This is a genomic window from Nocardia sp. FBN12 (genome assembly GCF_054031145.1).
On the sequence record NZ_CM132926.1, the window covers coordinates 5,266,215 to 5,280,253 of the forward strand.

Annotated in this window: 15 protein-coding genes; 5 read left to right on the forward strand and 10 right to left on the reverse strand. The window is 66.9% G+C overall.

The window, feature by feature from the left end; genetic code table 11:
- Positions 1–316: 316 nt before the first annotated feature.
- From ACWZHB_RS24700 to mftA, 5 genes are all read right to left on the reverse strand, one after another.
- On the reverse strand, positions 317–1,681 hold the full coding sequence (locus tag ACWZHB_RS24700; protein ID WP_427904194.1) for a GAF domain-containing protein: 1,365 nt from the start codon (positions 1,679–1,681) through the stop codon (positions 317–319).
- Between the two features lie 105 nt (positions 1,682–1,786).
- Positions 1,787–3,181 carry a mycofactocin dehydrogenase MftG gene (mftG, locus tag ACWZHB_RS24705; protein WP_427904195.1) on the reverse strand — a complete coding sequence of 465 codons (1,395 nt, stop codon included), beginning with the start codon at positions 3,179–3,181 and terminating at the stop codon, positions 1,787–1,789.
- Between the two features lie 10 nt (positions 3,182–3,191).
- Positions 3,192–4,589 (reverse strand): mycofactocin biosynthesis glycosyltransferase MftF, encoded by a 1,398-nt coding sequence (gene mftF / locus ACWZHB_RS24710; protein ID WP_427904196.1) that lies wholly within the window; start codon positions 4,587–4,589, stop codon positions 3,192–3,194.
- A 141-nt stretch (positions 4,590–4,730) separates the two neighbouring features.
- Complete coding sequence (mftC, locus tag ACWZHB_RS24715) at positions 4,731–6,206, reverse strand: mycofactocin radical SAM maturase (RefSeq protein WP_427909285.1); 1,476 nt, start codon at positions 6,204–6,206, stop codon at positions 4,731–4,733.
- Between the two features lie 2 nt (positions 6,207–6,208).
- Positions 6,209–6,313, reverse strand: a complete 105-nt coding sequence (mftA, locus tag ACWZHB_RS24720) for a mycofactocin precursor MftA (protein ID WP_427904197.1) — start codon at positions 6,311–6,313, stop codon at positions 6,209–6,211.
- A 185-nt stretch (positions 6,314–6,498) separates the two neighbouring features.
- Between mftA and mftR2 the strand changes: the two genes are divergently transcribed.
- Positions 6,499–7,131 carry a mycofactocin system transcriptional regulator MftR2 gene (gene mftR2, locus ACWZHB_RS24725; RefSeq protein ID WP_427904198.1) on the forward strand — a complete coding sequence of 211 codons (633 nt, stop codon included), beginning with the start codon at positions 6,499–6,501 and terminating at the stop codon, positions 7,129–7,131.
- 47 nt (positions 7,132–7,178) lie between these two features.
- Positions 7,179–8,234, forward strand: coding sequence for a 2Fe-2S iron-sulfur cluster-binding protein (locus ACWZHB_RS24730; protein ID WP_427904199.1), 1,056 nt, complete (start codon positions 7,179–7,181; stop codon positions 8,232–8,234).
- On the opposite strand, the gene ACWZHB_RS24735 is transcribed toward ACWZHB_RS24730, so the two are convergent.
- From ACWZHB_RS24735 to ACWZHB_RS24745, 3 genes are all read right to left on the reverse strand, one after another.
- Positions 8,231–9,004 carry a DNA alkylation repair protein gene (locus ACWZHB_RS24735; protein ID WP_427904200.1) on the reverse strand — a complete coding sequence of 258 codons (774 nt, stop codon included), beginning with the start codon at positions 9,002–9,004 and terminating at the stop codon, positions 8,231–8,233. The genes ACWZHB_RS24730 and ACWZHB_RS24735 overlap by 4 nt on opposite strands.
- Before the next feature lie 79 nt (positions 9,005–9,083).
- Entirely contained in the window at positions 9,084–9,848 is a 765-nt protein-coding gene (locus ACWZHB_RS24740; RefSeq protein WP_427904201.1) for a glutamate racemase, read from the reverse strand.
- Between the two features lie 128 nt (positions 9,849–9,976).
- Positions 9,977–11,176, reverse strand: a complete 1,200-nt coding sequence (locus ACWZHB_RS24745) for an NAD(P)/FAD-dependent oxidoreductase (protein ID WP_427904202.1) — start codon at positions 11,174–11,176, stop codon at positions 9,977–9,979.
- 218 nt (positions 11,177–11,394) lie between these two features.
- On the opposite strand from ACWZHB_RS24745, the gene ACWZHB_RS24750 reads away from it, so the two are divergent.
- From ACWZHB_RS24750 to ACWZHB_RS24760, 3 genes are read left to right on the forward strand one after another with little or no spacing between them, the layout of a single operon-like run.
- Positions 11,395–11,751, forward strand: a complete 357-nt coding sequence (locus ACWZHB_RS24750; protein WP_427904203.1) for an SPW repeat domain-containing protein — start codon at positions 11,395–11,397, stop codon at positions 11,749–11,751.
- Positions 11,751–12,368, forward strand: a complete 618-nt coding sequence (locus tag ACWZHB_RS24755; RefSeq protein ID WP_427904204.1) for a TetR/AcrR family transcriptional regulator — start codon at positions 11,751–11,753, stop codon at positions 12,366–12,368. The genes ACWZHB_RS24750 and ACWZHB_RS24755 overlap by 1 nt, the downstream gene beginning before the upstream one ends.
- A 55-nt stretch (positions 12,369–12,423) precedes the next feature.
- Positions 12,424–13,257, forward strand: a complete 834-nt coding sequence (locus tag ACWZHB_RS24760) for a class I SAM-dependent methyltransferase (RefSeq protein ID WP_427904205.1) — start codon at positions 12,424–12,426, stop codon at positions 13,255–13,257.
- Between the two features lie 102 nt (positions 13,258–13,359).
- On the opposite strand, the gene ACWZHB_RS24765 is transcribed toward ACWZHB_RS24760, so the two are convergent.
- Entirely contained in the window at positions 13,360–13,758 is a 399-nt protein-coding gene (locus tag ACWZHB_RS24765; RefSeq protein WP_427904206.1) for a TA system VapC family ribonuclease toxin, read from the reverse strand.
- Positions 13,755–13,988, reverse strand: a complete 234-nt coding sequence (locus tag ACWZHB_RS24770; protein ID WP_427904207.1) for an antitoxin — start codon at positions 13,986–13,988, stop codon at positions 13,755–13,757. Before ACWZHB_RS24770 ends, ACWZHB_RS24765 begins: the two co-directional genes overlap by 4 nt.
- Between the last annotated feature and the right edge of the window lie 51 nt (positions 13,989–14,039).

Consider the following 14,039-nt stretch of genomic DNA (forward strand, 5'->3'; position numbering starts at 1 on the left):
CACTCGCGCAAGATCCCCGACAGATCATGTGGACGAGATCGGCGACCGTGGGGGTCGCCGAGCGACGGACGACGCGTCCGTCGCGGGTGCCTAGCTGTTGATCATTCCTCCAACGGCTGTGTCAGTTACATCACATGGGTACCTGTCCATGCAGTGCCGACAGTAGGCGCAAAATTAATAAAAAGAACCTTTTTCCGCTAAAAAAGTCGGTCGATCGTCCAGTCTGTACCGGCGAGTAGGCATGACCGTGACACGGGTGCGTACTCCAACACTTCGGTCATCCGAATGTGAGCCATCACACCTTCAGACCGGGACACTATGAGCCGAAACGTTGCATCTGCGTTGCATCGGCGCCGATCCGCCGGTCGAGCACCCGGATCTTGGCTTCTATCTGCGCATACAGCGGCGAATCACGATCGACCGTGGCCCGGTACGCGGCCCACGCGGCGGCATCGTCACGCCCCTCCGGGCAGGACGTCCATCGGCGCAGCACGGCGGCATCGGGGGCGGCGAGCACGGCGGTCCGCAAGCGAACCCGGAGCTCGTCGCGGATATCGCAGATGCCGGGAGCGGACGACCGCGGCAGCACCGGACCGGCGTACAAGCGCAATGCGGATGCGGTATCACCGGAGTCGAGCGCGGCCCGGAGCTCCTCCACATCGGTTGCGACATGCACGCGTAGACGGTATGGACGCGAACCGACGACCGAGGCCCCGATCACCGACCGCAGCCGCGACATCGCGGCGCGGATCGTGCCGTTGTCGAGATCGGTGTCGTCGAGCAGCAGCGCGAGATGATCGGCGCCAAGACCCTCGGGATGTTCGGTGAGCAAGAGCAGAATCTCGGCATGCCGTTGCGAGAGCGACACCCGCTCCCCCGCGATGCTCAACTGAGGTTGACCCAGACCCAAGACATCGAGGCCGAGCGTGGCCGGTTCGCCACCGTCGCGGTTCGCCGGAGCCGGTGCGGCGATGCCGTGGCTCGCGCGCATCGCCCGCAGCACGAGGTCCATTTCGGCGGCGGTCGCGGCGGCTTTGACCAAAGCGAGGATTTCCGGCTTGGCCACCCGCATCCCGCCGGCAATCATCAAAACGCCGATCAGACGGCCGTCCGGCTCGTGCACGGGGGCCGCGGCGCCGGTGATCTGGTGCATGCGATGCAGGAAATGTTCGGGTCCGTGAATCCAGGTGGCGCGGCCGGTGCGCACGACGAGGCCGACGGCATTGGTGCCGATCCGGCGCTCGCTGAGATCGTCGCCCTCGCGCAGGCCGATCTCGGCGGCGGCGGCGAGCTGTTCGGGGTGACCGGCCACCGTGAGCACCCGGCCGAATTGGTCGGCCACGGTCACGATCAAGCCGGCCTGCGCCGCGTCCTGGACCAGCAGTTTGTCGATCAGCGGCATGAGCGCGGCGAGGGGATGGGCATCCCGATAACGCTCCAGATCGGCACCGCGCAGCCCGCGACCGTCGATGACGTCCGTCGGGTCGACTCCGCCGCGCACACTGCGCAGCCATGATTCGAGGACGAGCGGACGTAGTAGGCCGGCCAGCTGGGTCAGCTGTTCACCACCGGCACTGAGATATCCATGGGCCTGTGCGGCATAGGCTTCCAGAGCTCCGAGCTGTGCGCCCGACTCCGGTGCCTGCCGTGGGGGCCTCCCACCTGCAAGATTGCTGACCATTTGCCTTTCTTTCCCGCTACAAACTGTACCGGGCAGTTATCGGGCAAAACGGCATAAGTCGGGGTTTGTCCCGCAGGTCACATCATGGTATTTATCGACACTTCGTCACACGACCATATGGTCCGCTATTGCCGCGGCGAGCATCACAGTGGTGGCCTGTGGGCCACGGCGCAACGGGACCGGAACGATCGACAGATCGGCGACTGTCAGGGCTTCGATGCCATGCACGCGGCCGTTTTCGTCGACCACCGCTCGCTCGTCGTGGGCTGGGCCCATGCGGCAGGTACCGGAAAGATGTTGGGAGGTGCCGAGGTTGGCGTGTAGCCAGCGGTCGTCGACGGGGCCGATTCGTCGACCGTAGAGGTCCGCGGTGAGTGCTACTCCGGCGCGCAGACGGGCTCGGTCCTTTTCGCTCCGCAGGTAGCGCTGGTCGATGCGCGCCGGGACGGTGGGATCTGTCGAGACCAATGTCAGCTCGCCGGCCGACTCGGGCCGCATCAGGGCGACCCCGACTCGGCGAAGACCCGGCGTGAACATCGGGGTGTACGGCCGGACTTCCAGGTCGTCGATTTCGAGGACATATTCGAGCGGGACGGCGGGCTCGCCGGGATCGCCTGCGGGGAATTCGACGCCGATCTCGGGGTGATCGGTGCACCAGGCGCCGACCGGAGCGGGCACCACGATCGGCACACCGAGCGAGCGCAGCAGCGGTTCGGGACCGATTCCGGACCGGATCAGCAGTGCGGCCGACTCGATCGCGCCCGCGCACAACACCACCTCATCGGCGTACGCCGTCCCGCGTTCTCGGCCGCGCGCCCACTCCACCCCGATCGCCCGAGTACCTCGCAGCAGCAGCCGGGTCACCATCGTGTCGCCGGTGACGGTCAGATCGGTTCTGTGGAGTGCGGGAAGAAGATGGGTGATCGCGGGCCCCGCGCGGCGATCTCGCGATATCGCCAACGGCACGCGCCCGAATCCGGCATCGGTATCGCCGGTGGGGGTGTTGAGGTCAGGGATTGCGGCGAATCCCGCCGCCGTGCACCGCTGCGCGAATTCGGCACTGAACCCGGTGGGATCACTGGTTCGGGAGATCGGGATCGGTCCGCCGACGCCGTGGCCGGGCTCCTTGCCGAAATCCTCGTCGTCTTCGAGGTCGCAGAAGACGGGCACAACCGCGTCGAACGACCAGCGCGGACCTGCCACCGCACGCCATGCGGCGAAGTCCGCGGCGGGTGGGCGGACGAAGTAGCTGCCGTTGATCGCACCGGAACCACCGATCAGCCTGCCGCGCACCAGGTTTGCCTGGTACCGCCAGATCAGCCGCGACTCGGGACCGACCGGGAGATGGCTCGGGTCGAGCAGTTCGACAGGCAACTCGCCCATCGTCGGGAAGGCCGGCCCGGCTTCGAACACGCGCACCGAACGCCCCGGGTCCGCGCTGAGCCGGGCGGCGAGCACGCAGCCCGCCGACCCGGCTCCGACGATGAGAGTGCTCGTCACGCAGTTGTATTCAGCGAGGTGGCACGCTCGGCTTGAGCGCCTCGAAACTGCGCGCCCGGATGACGCCGAGCCACAGGCCCGTGCCGTAGGCGACGTCGTCGAGTCGCTTGTAGGCCACGTAGCGCACGGGGTCGAGGCCGCCGGAGTCGCGGTGGGTGAACCAGTCGGCGAGGCCGTCGGCCAGTGCCATCGTGATGGCGATCCTGCGGATGCGGCTCGAGGCGATCACCGCTAGGAGCGTCACCGGCCAATAGTCGCGGCACATCGCCGAAGCCAGTCGCCACATGCCGGCGAAGTAGCCGCGGGCCAGGTAGACCGCGGCGATCCTGGTCGGATTGTCGAGTTCGGTGAAGACCCGGCGCAGGCGAACCAGCGCGGTGGCGAGGGTGACGAGGCCACCGAGTAGACCCCATCTGGACAGGGTCGCGAACAGCAGACTGGCCAGCACGGTCCAGGTCGGTACCGACAGCGGCGAGACCAAGCCCGAGTGTCGTTTTCCGAGCGGTGCGGCGCCGGTGCCGTAGAACAGCTTTCGCCCGAACCAGGCGCGGAAGGCCACTCGATGATCGTGGGCGACGTGCGCGGCGGGCTCGTAGCGCAACCGCCAGCCGGCGCGCTCGAGCCGCCAGCACAGGTCGACATCCTCGGCCACCTGCATGGATTCGTCGAATCCGCCCTCGCCGAGCAGCGCCACGCGCCTGGCCAGCAGCGCCGCGCTCGGCACATACGACACGATGCCGCGCGCGTGCACCGCCGACTCGCGGCGGCCGAGGTCGAGCGAGGAGCGGGTGTGTTCGTAGCGGGCGAGCGCGTTGGATTCGGAGTCGAGGGCGACGATGCGCGGCGCGACCAGCGCGACCTGCGGATCACTGAAGTGCCCGAGCATGACCTCGAGCCACCCGCTGCGGGGCACCACGTCGGAGTCGAGGAACGCGACGAAGCCCGTTGTCGCCGCCTGTAATCCGGCATTGCGGGCAGCCGCGGGACCGAGCGGACTCTCGTGCCGGATCACCGATACCTGACCACGACCGGATCGGGGCGGGATGCGGACCGGATCGTCGGAACCGTCGTCGACGACGATCACATTGTGCCCGCGCAGCACCGCCAGCAGACGTAAGAGTCCGTCGGCGTTGTTGTACAGCGGGATGACGACGGTGACGTCGTCGAGGGACGGTTCGAGCCGCGGGCGCGGGTTGGCCACGCCGGAATCGAGCAGTCGGCGCGCGACGATCGCGGACTTGGTGTCGGTCACCTCCAGGTATCCGTCGCCGATCAACTCGGCGGCCTCCGGGGCCAAGCGCAGCATCCGTGCGGGCGATCCTCCGATCAGGATCCGACCCCCGGAAAATGCGCGTACCCGTGGATCGATCCGTACCCCGAAGCCGTCGGGCAGACGATCATGGCGCATTCCTCGCATGCTATTCGCAGTTGGCCCCGCAGACATCATCACCCCACAAAAAAGGACCAAAGTCTGTCCGAAATACCGCTGTGACCGGTTGCCGGACGCGTCAACAAGATCGGCAGCGCACTTCCGGCAACCGGGATCGGTTTATCCGAGCGGACTCTCGTTGCACGCCTTGGCCGGTGGGCGCTTCACCGTCAACGGCAACGACACCCTGGCCCGGCTGCGCACCGGACGCGAGTGGTCGACGGCGGGGCGCGGAATGGTGCGCCCCGGTGCCGTCAGCGCCGCTTCGCCGTAGCCCTGCACGCACTCCGGATCAGGCCCGTTGGCGGGCAGGCCGGTGAAGAACTTGGCCGCCATGCAGCCGCCACGACAGGAGTCGTAGTGCGAGCACTTGGTGCACGCGCCACCGTCGACCGGTTCGCGCAGCTCGGCGAAGAGCGCCGAGTCGGTCCAGACCGCCTCGAAACCACCGTCGGCGACGATGTTTCCGGCCTTGAAGCGGTCGTGGATGGCGAAGGGGCAGGCGTAGACGTCGCCGACCGGGTCGACCAGGCAGACCACCCGACCCGCACCGCACATGTTCAAACCCGGTAGGGCCGAGCCGAATGCGGACAGGTGGAAGAACGAGTCACCGGTCAGGACGCCCTCGCCGTTGGCCACGAGCCAGTCGTAGAGCTCGCGCTGCTGTTCGGGCAGCGGGTGCAGTTCGTCCCACACGTCCGCGCCACGGCCCGAGGGACGAAGGCGGGTGAGTCGCAAGGTGGCGCCGTACTTGTCGGCGATGGCCTTGAACTCGTCGAGCTGGGAGATGTTGTGGCGGGTGGCCACGACCGAGAGCTTCGCGTCCTTGAATCCCGCCGCGGACAGGTTCGACAAGGCCTTGATCGCGGTGTCGTAGGAGCCGGGGCCGCGCACGGCATCGTTGACCGCGGCGTCGGCGCCGTCGAGGGAGATCTGCACGTCGACGTAGTCGCTGGCCGCCAAGCGCGCGGCGACCTCTTCATTGATGCGAACGCCGTTGGTGGAGAACTTGACCCCCACATTGTGCGCGGTGGCGTAGTCGACCAGTTCCCAGAAGTCCGGGCGCACAGTCGGCTCGCCGCCGCCGATATTGACGTAGAAGATCTGCATGCGCTCGAACTCGTCGATCAGCGCCTTGCACTGCTCAGTGCTCAGTTCGTTCGGGTCGCGGCGGCCCGACGAGGACAAGCAGTGCACGCACGACAGGTTGCAGGCGTAGGTGAGTTCCCAGGTGAGGCAGATCGGTGCGGCCAGGCCGGATTCGAAACGGTCGATCAGCCTGCCGCCCTGGGTCGCGTCACCGGCGGCCAAGGCTTGCGGAGCCGTGGTGACCGGGCCGGGCGATGCCACGATCATGTCGGTGTCGGCCAGCTGCGCGAGCGCCGCGACGTGCGCGTCGGAGGCGTCGATGCCCTTGGCACGCAGTGCGTCGCGCACGGAGGAGTGCGCGGGCAGCGACCGGACCACGTCGACGAGGTCGCGGCTCTTGAGGAACGAGAGCTTGCGGGTCCCGAAGTGGTACAGCAGCGCGCCGAAGGACTCCGGGCGCAACGAGACCCGTGGGTGCAGCGTCCAACGGGTGTCGAGATCCAGCATGGTCAGTACACGCCGCACATGCCGTCGATGCTGACCTCTTCGATCAGCGTCTCGGTGACCAGGTTCTCGTCGGATTCGACGGTCGCAGGCGTGGTGTTCTCAGGCATGACTACCTCCATTGTGTTGCCGGTCACCTCGAACCTTAACGTCAGTGACTGCCATAAAGGGCGGAATCGGAAAATCTTTCTCTGTGCACACCCCACCCCCATCGGCTGCGAACCCCTCTAGACTTCCGGAGGCAGGGATGGGAAATGGGCTGATGGCCCGGCGGCAGCAGAGGTGAGGCAGAGGCTTGCGTAACCATGGTGGGGCGGGCGCTAGTTCGACACTGTCCGAGGCAGAGATCGTCGACGCGGCACTCAAGGTGGTGCGCGAGGACGGAGTCGAGAAACTTTCGATGCGGCGGCTCTCGCGCGAGCTCGGGGTGTCACCGATGGCGCCGTACTACTACGTGGCAGACAAGCGTGAACTGCTCGATCTCGTCGCCAGTGCCGCGCTGGTCGGGGTGCGTAAGCCGCCGCGCGAGTCCGGTCCGTGGCAGGAGCGCCTGCGCGATCTGATCGATCAGATAGACGATAAACTGCGCACGCATCCCGGCCTGGGCGACATCCTGCTCGAGCAGATGCTCGGTAAGCAGCTCGACCTGATCGACGCCGTGATGGAGATCCTGTTCGACGCGGGCTTCAACGACCGCAACGTGCTGGCCGCCTACGCGACCATCCACACCTACCTGTTCGGCCGCAGCAGAGTGAACCCGCGCGATCGTTCCGCGCCGGCGGACGTACTGCTGCCCGAGGCGGTGGCCCGAGCCACGAAGTACATGTCCGACCTGCGCGGGAAGTACTCCTACGACTTCGGGATGGAGGTTCTGGTCGCCGGACTCGAGGCGCAGCTTGCCCTGCAGGCGCGTCCCGGCCTAGCATGAAACTGAAACACGTTCTAGTTTTGGCTAGTTCTGCTCGAGAGGAAGACATGACCACAGTCGAGGTTCCGCACGGCTCGCGCTCGGTGGTGCTGCGAGTAGCCGCGGTGATCGCCGAAACGGCCGATACCAACTCCGTGGTCTTCGAGGTGCCCGCCGAACTCCGCGAGCGCTTCGCCTACTCCCCCGGCCAGTTCCTGACGCTGCGCATCCCGAGCGAGCAGACCGGCTCGGTCGCCCGCTGCTACTCGCTCGCCAGCTCGCCGTTCACCGACGATCTGCCGAAGGTGACCGTCAAGCGCACCGTGGACGGGTACGGCTCGAACTGGCTGTGCGACAACATCGCCGCTGGTGACGAGGTCGAGGTGCTGCCGCCGTCGGGTGTGTTCACGCCGAAGAACCTCGACGAGGACATGCTGCTGTTCGGCGCGGGTAGCGGGATCACCCCGGTGATGTCGATTCTGAAGTCGGCGCTGTCGCAGGGCTCGGGCAAGGTCGTGCTGGTCTACGCCAACCGCGACGCGAACTCGGTGATCTTCGCCGACGAACTCCGCGATCTCGTCGGCAAGCATCCCCAGCGGCTCACCGTCATCCACTGGCTCGAACCGCTGCTCGGCCTGCCGACCGCCGACATGCTGGCCACGCTGGTCCGGCCCTACACCGCCTACGAGGCGTTCATGTGCGGGCCGAAGCCGTTCATGGACCTGGTGCACGACGCGCTGGCCGCGCTCGAGGTGCCGCGCAACCGCACCCACGCCGAGGTGTTCAACTCCCTGGCCGGTGATCCGTTCGCCGATCACGCGCCGGTCGAGGTGTCCGAGGCCGAAGCGGCCGACGCCGCGACGGTCGAGGTGGAGCTCGACGGGCAGGTGCACGAGATGTCGTGGCCACGCAAGCAGACGCTGGTCGACATCATGCTCGACAAGGGCCTCGACGTGCCCTACTCCTGCCAGGAGGGCGAGTGCGGGTCGTGTGCCTGCACGGTGCTGGAAGGCAAAGTGGAGATGGCCAATGCGGAGATCCTGGATCCCGAGGACATCGAGAACGGGTACATCCTCGGCTGCCAGGCACGGCCGGTGACCGACCACCTGCGGATTCAGTTCTAGCGCATGGCGCGGTAGGCGGCGCGTTGTTCGGGGTCGAGATGCTCGGTCGCGTAACTCAAAGCGGTGCGGCCCAATTCGGGTGCGTTGGCATTGAGGAAATCGGTGAGCGCGGCCGGGTCGACGCGCTTGCCGACCTCGCGCAGCATCCAGCCGAGCGCCTTCTGGATGAGATCTCGGCGGTCTTCTTTGAGAATTTCGCCGAGCTCGAGGGTGGTGCTCGGGTCGCCCGCCTTGATGAAGGCGAAGGTGGAGAGCAGGGCTACTCTGCGCTCCCAGAGTGAATCCTGTTGGGCCAGTTCGAAAAGCAGGGCACGGTCCCGGTCGAGGAGCCATGGGCCGATGATGTTCTCGGCGGAGGCGTCGACCAGGTCCCAGTTGTTGACCCGGCCGCGTCGGACAGCCGCCAGGTAGAGGTCGACCATCTCCTTGCGGGCCGTGTCGTCGAGTGTGCGCGGTTTCGATGCCGCGGCGAAGCGGGCGTTGAGGATGAACAGGGCGGCCAGGCGTTCCTCGTGGAGGGGGCTGTCGAGGAGTTCGTCGATCTGCGAAAGCGGCAGCGTGGGGAACTGTTTCGCGACTTTCCTGGTGGCGGGGACGCGGATGCCGAGGAAGATGTCGCCCTCGCCGTATTCGCCGGGACCGGTCTTGAAGAAGCGTTGCAGGTGATGCGCGTCAGTGGGGTTCGCCAGGTCGGCGAGGGCCTTGCGCACCTGTGCAGCGGTGGGGATCTCGGACACACGCACCTCCGGGTCGGCGGATTCCCTCCGCATTCAACACTGCCGCGGTGACAGGTAGGCGCAGGCTTTCGCCGCGGCGCCGTCGCGATCGGATCGGACGGCTACGCGCCGATCAAGCCGGACGTGCGCCGAGGAGTCGGCCCGACTCGAATGTCGCTGCGCCGGAGGGTAATTCGCCCGGCCGCCCGCTCGTGTGGACAGCGACGGTGCCGGTCCCGGTGGTGGGTCGGCCGAGTTCGTCCATCTTGCGGACGGTCTGAGCGGCGACGGCTTGGGCGCTGTCGAAAAGGCGCACACCGTCGGGCAGGGCGGCGACGATGGCATCGACGACCAGCGGGTAGTGGGTGCAGCCCAGCACCACGCCCTCGACGTCCGCCGGGGTGCGCGCGGCCGAATCGGCGATCGACTCGCGGATCGCCGCGATGTCACCGCGGTCGATCGCATCTGCCAGCCCATGGCAGGCGACCCCGACGATCTTCGCGTCACCGCCGAACCGGGCGATCAGATCGGCCTGGTAGCGGCTGGCGGTCGTCGCCGCCGTGGCCCACACCGCCACCGAATTACATTGTGCGGCAGCAGGTTTGATCGCGGGAACGGTGCCGATCACCGGCACCGAATCCCCCACCTCGGCCCGCACATGGTCCAACGCGGTGACACTGGCGGTATTGCACGGCAACACGATCACCTCGGCCCCCGCCTCGATCGCCTGCCGCGCCGCACCGACAACCCGCTCGACCACCCACTGCTCGGGCTTGGGCCCCCACGGCGCACCATCGGGGTCCAGCAGCAGCAACAGGTCGACATCGGGCCGCAGCTTGCGCAACCACGAAGCCGTAGGCAACAGGCCGAGGCCGGAATCGATGAGTGCGACGATCACAGCATCCACCGTATTACACGCCCGCAGCGCGACCACCATTAGCGCACACGGTCAGATGATCACCAGGCCATGCGGGATTTTCGCGCCTGGGCGATGCCTCCGTGCAGGCCTGGTGATCCAGCGGTTCGTCAGCTGGTGACGGTGAGGAGATCGGCGACAGGGGTGGGGGTGGCCAGCTTGGCGCGGAGCTTCATCACCTGGCCGGTCAGGCCCGCACCGAGGACGGCGGTGAGGATGCCGTCGCGGGAGTAGTAGGCGAGGAACTTGCGGCCGTCGTCGGTGACCACGGTGACGTCGTCGTCGGGTGAGGGGGTGCCGAGGGCCTGGATCTTGATGTCGTACTGGTCGCTCCAGAAGTACGGGACGCGCGCCATAGTGGGGGGTGCGCCGCCGAGGAGGGCGGTGACCAGGAGTTTCGCCTGCTCGCCCGCGCTGGTCCAGTGTTCTACGCGCTTGCGGACGCCGGTGTCGTGCTGCCAGGCGGCGACGTCGCCGACGGCCCAGACGTGGTCGGCGTTCGTCCGGCCCACCTCGTCGGCGAGCACGCCGCCGCCCGCGGATCGGTCGGCCAGTTCGATGCCGGAGTCGGCCAGCCAATCGGTGACGGGAACCGAGCCGACGCCGACGACGACCAGGTCGGCGTCGATTTCGGTGCCGTCGGTGCAGACCGCGCCGCGCACCCGGCCGGAATCGTCGGCGCGCAGGGTGTCGACGCCGACGCCGCAGCGCACGTCGACGCCTTCATCGCGGTGCATGCGCGCCACCAGGCGCCCGATCTGCTCGCCGAGGACCGAGGCGAGCGGGGTCGGCTGCGGTTCGATGAGGGTCACCTCGACCCCGGCGGCACGGAAGCTGGCGGCGAGTTCACAGCCGATGAAGCCGGCGCCGACGACCAGGGCGCGATTCGCACCGTCGAGTTCGGCGCGCAGGGATTCGGCATCCTCGTGCGCACGCAGCACGTGCACGCCCGACACGGCGGGCAGGCCGGGCAGCCTGCGCGGGCGCAGGCCGGTCGCGATGATCAGCTGGTCGTAGGCGAGCGTGCCGCCGTCGGCCAGGGCGATGGTGCGCGCGGCGGTGTCGACGCCGGTCACCGCGGTCCCGAGGCGCAGCTCGATGTTCTTGTCCGCGAAGAACTCCGGCGGCCGAAGGGTCGTGTCGTCGGTCTCACCGCGCACGAACTGCTTCGACAGCGGCGGACGGTCGTAGGGCGGGCGCGTCTCGTCGCCGAGCAGCACCACCTCGCCCTCGTATCCGGCCCGACGCAGTTCCTCGGCCGTGCGCAGGCCTGCCAGACCCGCTCCGACGATCACGATGGGCGCGCTCATGTTGTGTCCTCTCGGTCTGCCCGGTCACCGACCGCGCAGGCCATGTTCTGCTGTGTCGCGGACCACTACGGCCCCCAGATGTTTGTACCAGTGCGCCGGGTCACCTGTGACACCCACGTCGCAACACAACCGTGCCGGTTCCGGTATCGACCGGGCGGTCAATCAGGAGTAGACCGAGGTCAGAGGTATTTTTCGGCTCAACGAGGAGGCATTTCCCCATGTTCACCAACAGTCGCGCACAGGATTTTCTAGCCGTCGTGCTCGGCGCATTCACCGCACTGTCGCCCCTGTGGCTCGACACCAGCGACAACGCCCGCTGGACTCTCATCGTGCTCGGCGCGCTCATCGCCGCGACCGGTCTGATCCAGATGGCAAGGGACGACCTGATCGTCGCGGACTACGCGATGGGCGTATTCGGCGTGCTGCTGTTCATCTCGCCGTGGGTCATGGACTTCACCGCGTTCAGCGGCGCATCCTGGACCGCATGGGTGGTCGGAGTGGTGACGGCGGTGGTGGCGGTCGCCGCACTGCCCGCGATGAACCAGCGCCTGCACAACATGGCTCCGCATCACTGATGCCGGGCCGACGCGTCGGGCGCCGCAACGCGAAACGCGATGGCGACGCCCGGCAACTCATCCTGGATGCCGCCGAAACCCTGTTCGCCGCACAGGGATTCGACGCAACACCGACCGCGGCCGTCGCCGCGGCCGCCGAGGTACCGAAAGGACTTGTCTTCTACTACTTCCCCACCAAGAACGCGATCCTGTCCGCGCTCATGCGCGAACGCGTCCCGCAACACCCGCTCGACGACCTCACCGCCGTGGTCACCCCCGGCGATCCGGCCGCCAGCCTGATCAACCTCGACACCGCGATCAACCTGCGCGACCATCATTCCTCGGTCCTGCGGGTGATCATGTGGCGCGAGGCCGACACCCACCCCGACGTGCGCCGCACCCTGCGCACCCTGCGTGACCAGCTGCTCGACATCACCGCCCGCGTCCTACAGGCCAGCACCCCGGTCCCCGTCCGCCCCGGCACACTCCACGCCTGCGCCGCCGCCTGGGTCTCCGCCATGTTCGCGATCGCCAGCACCGACCGCCTGCACGCCCTCGACGGACTACCCGTTCCCACCGCGGACGAACTGCTGAACGTCGCCCAGGTCGTCGCAGCGGGGATGACACAGCTCGGCTGAGCGCGTCGCCGCGAACACAAATGTGCCGACATCGAAATGGAATTGGATTCGAATCATGAGGGCAGTTGACGAGATACACGCGGGCGAAGACTTTTACCGGCGAACCCACAACCAAATGCCAGGGGCTACGAGCCGATACGTACGGGCGAACCCACTACCCGACGGACGATCCAGCTACCAGTTCCTGGCCGACCAGGTTCCCGACGCTCGGCAAGTACTCGACCTCGGCTGTGGAGACGGCTCGCTGCTGGCAGTCCTGGCCCGTAGTGGTGCGACCGGCCTTGCCGGCATCGACCTGGCCGACGGAGAGCTCGTCACCGCGAGGAACCGGCCGGAGTTGGCTGGTGCGGATTTGCGACAAGGACGCGCCCAAGAGCTTCCGTTCGAGGACAACGCATTCGACACTGTGGTTTCCCACATGGCATTGATGCTGATGGCAGATGTCGAACAGGTACTAGCCGAGGCCGCGCGCGTGTTGAAACCGGAAGGTCAGCTCGCGATCTCTGTCGGGCTGCGCCCTGCACCCGGAAGCGGACGCGCATTGTTCCTGAAGCTGGCGCGACCGGTGCTCTTCGCCGCAGTGCAGCAGCAGGAGTCGATGCCCGCTCTTGGCGACCGCCGCACACGCACTCGCGAGGGATTGAATGAGCTGGTCGAAGCCGCTGGGTTCCAGGCCGTCAGCTGGACCGAGGTCAGCCCCGGCACCAACGCGACGCCGGCTCAAATGTGGCAGTCTGCCGTTGACTCCTATTACGAAGTCACTTTCGTCGACACTCGGCAACTCCAGAATCTTCGGGAAGAATTCCTCAGACAGGCTTCGCAGCTGGCTGAGGAAGGACCACTCCCCTACGGTGCCCGCATGGCGATCGCCACGACTCAGCTCGGATGACCCCGACCTCCGTGAGCAAACCTGCGCCTTCTTAGGTCGACCCCGGCCATTACGTCCTGATCGGCCGGGGCTGACTCGGTCACAAGCGAATTCGGCTCTCCCTCAGACAGCCTCGACGAGATCGGCAATGTCAGGGTGAGCCGCGGCCAAACCCTTGTCGAACGTGATCAGCCGCCCCTGGTTCGAGCGTGCGAGCGCCGCGAGGTACGCGTCGGTCACTTGACGATGTCCGATCACGCCCCCCATTTCGACCCGAGCAAAGGAGATCGAATCCGGCCAGAACTCATGCCGCTTGTGCCCCGAAAGGCCGTCGAGCGCTTTCAACGCGGCACCGGAGGTCAGCCCTTCACGCAGAAGTAGCCGTACGAGGCTGCCTTGGGTGATCGGGCAGGTCGCGAAGTTGACCGACGAACCAGCGAACCACGCCTCTGCCGCATCATGATGCGAATGATCAGTCACCACAAGAGCGATCAGCACATTGGCATCGAGCAGTGCAGTCACTCGTCCTCCAGCGAACGAACGTCCTCCGAGGTGACGACCTTTCCCAGCGTGATCGCCGGGAGCCCGGTCAGCTCGCTCTCGGAAACCGCGGCCTGACCACCCTGACCCCCTTGATTGAGGCCGCGGCGAACGAGCAGGGCAACGGTTTGATTGAAGCTGCGGCGTGAGTCACGCGCAATGGCCATCGCCTGAGCATGCAGGTCGTCGGGAAGGTCGATTGTGGTGCGCATACCAGCGAGAATACCATCATTGCATCATGATGCATATGTCCACCATGGCCA

Bases quoted from the DNA above. Each gene is read 5' to 3' on its own strand.
- mftC (WP_427909285.1), bottom strand. From the start codon at position 6,206: ATGCTGGATCTCGACACCCGTTGGACGCTGCACCCACGGGTCTCGTTG.
- mftF (WP_427904196.1), bottom strand. From the start codon at position 4,589: ATGCGCCATGATCGTCTGCCCGACGGCTTCGGGGTACGGATCGATCCA.
- ACWZHB_RS24735 (WP_427904200.1), bottom strand. From the start codon at position 9,004: ATGCGGAGGGAATCCGCCGACCCGGAGGTGCGTGTGTCCGAGATCCCC.
- ACWZHB_RS24730 (WP_427904199.1), top strand. From the start codon at position 7,179: ATGACCACAGTCGAGGTTCCGCACGGCTCGCGCTCGGTGGTGCTGCGA.
- mftA (WP_427904197.1), bottom strand. From the start codon at position 6,313: ATGCCTGAGAACACCACGCCTGCGACCGTCGAATCCGACGAGAACCTG.
- ACWZHB_RS24745 (WP_427904202.1), bottom strand. From the start codon at position 11,176: ATGAGCGCGCCCATCGTGATCGTCGGAGCGGGTCTGGCAGGCCTGCGC.
- ACWZHB_RS24770 (WP_427904207.1), bottom strand. From the start codon at position 13,988: ATGCGCACCACAATCGACCTTCCCGACGACCTGCATGCTCAGGCGATG.
- ACWZHB_RS24760 (WP_427904205.1), top strand. From the start codon at position 12,424: ATGAGGGCAGTTGACGAGATACACGCGGGCGAAGACTTTTACCGGCGA.
- ACWZHB_RS24700 (WP_427904194.1), bottom strand. From the start codon at position 1,681: ATGGTCAGCAATCTTGCAGGTGGGAGGCCCCCACGGCAGGCACCGGAG.
- ACWZHB_RS24750 (WP_427904203.1), top strand. From the start codon at position 11,395: ATGTTCACCAACAGTCGCGCACAGGATTTTCTAGCCGTCGTGCTCGGC.
- ACWZHB_RS24755 (WP_427904204.1), top strand. From the start codon at position 11,751: ATGCCGGGCCGACGCGTCGGGCGCCGCAACGCGAAACGCGATGGCGAC.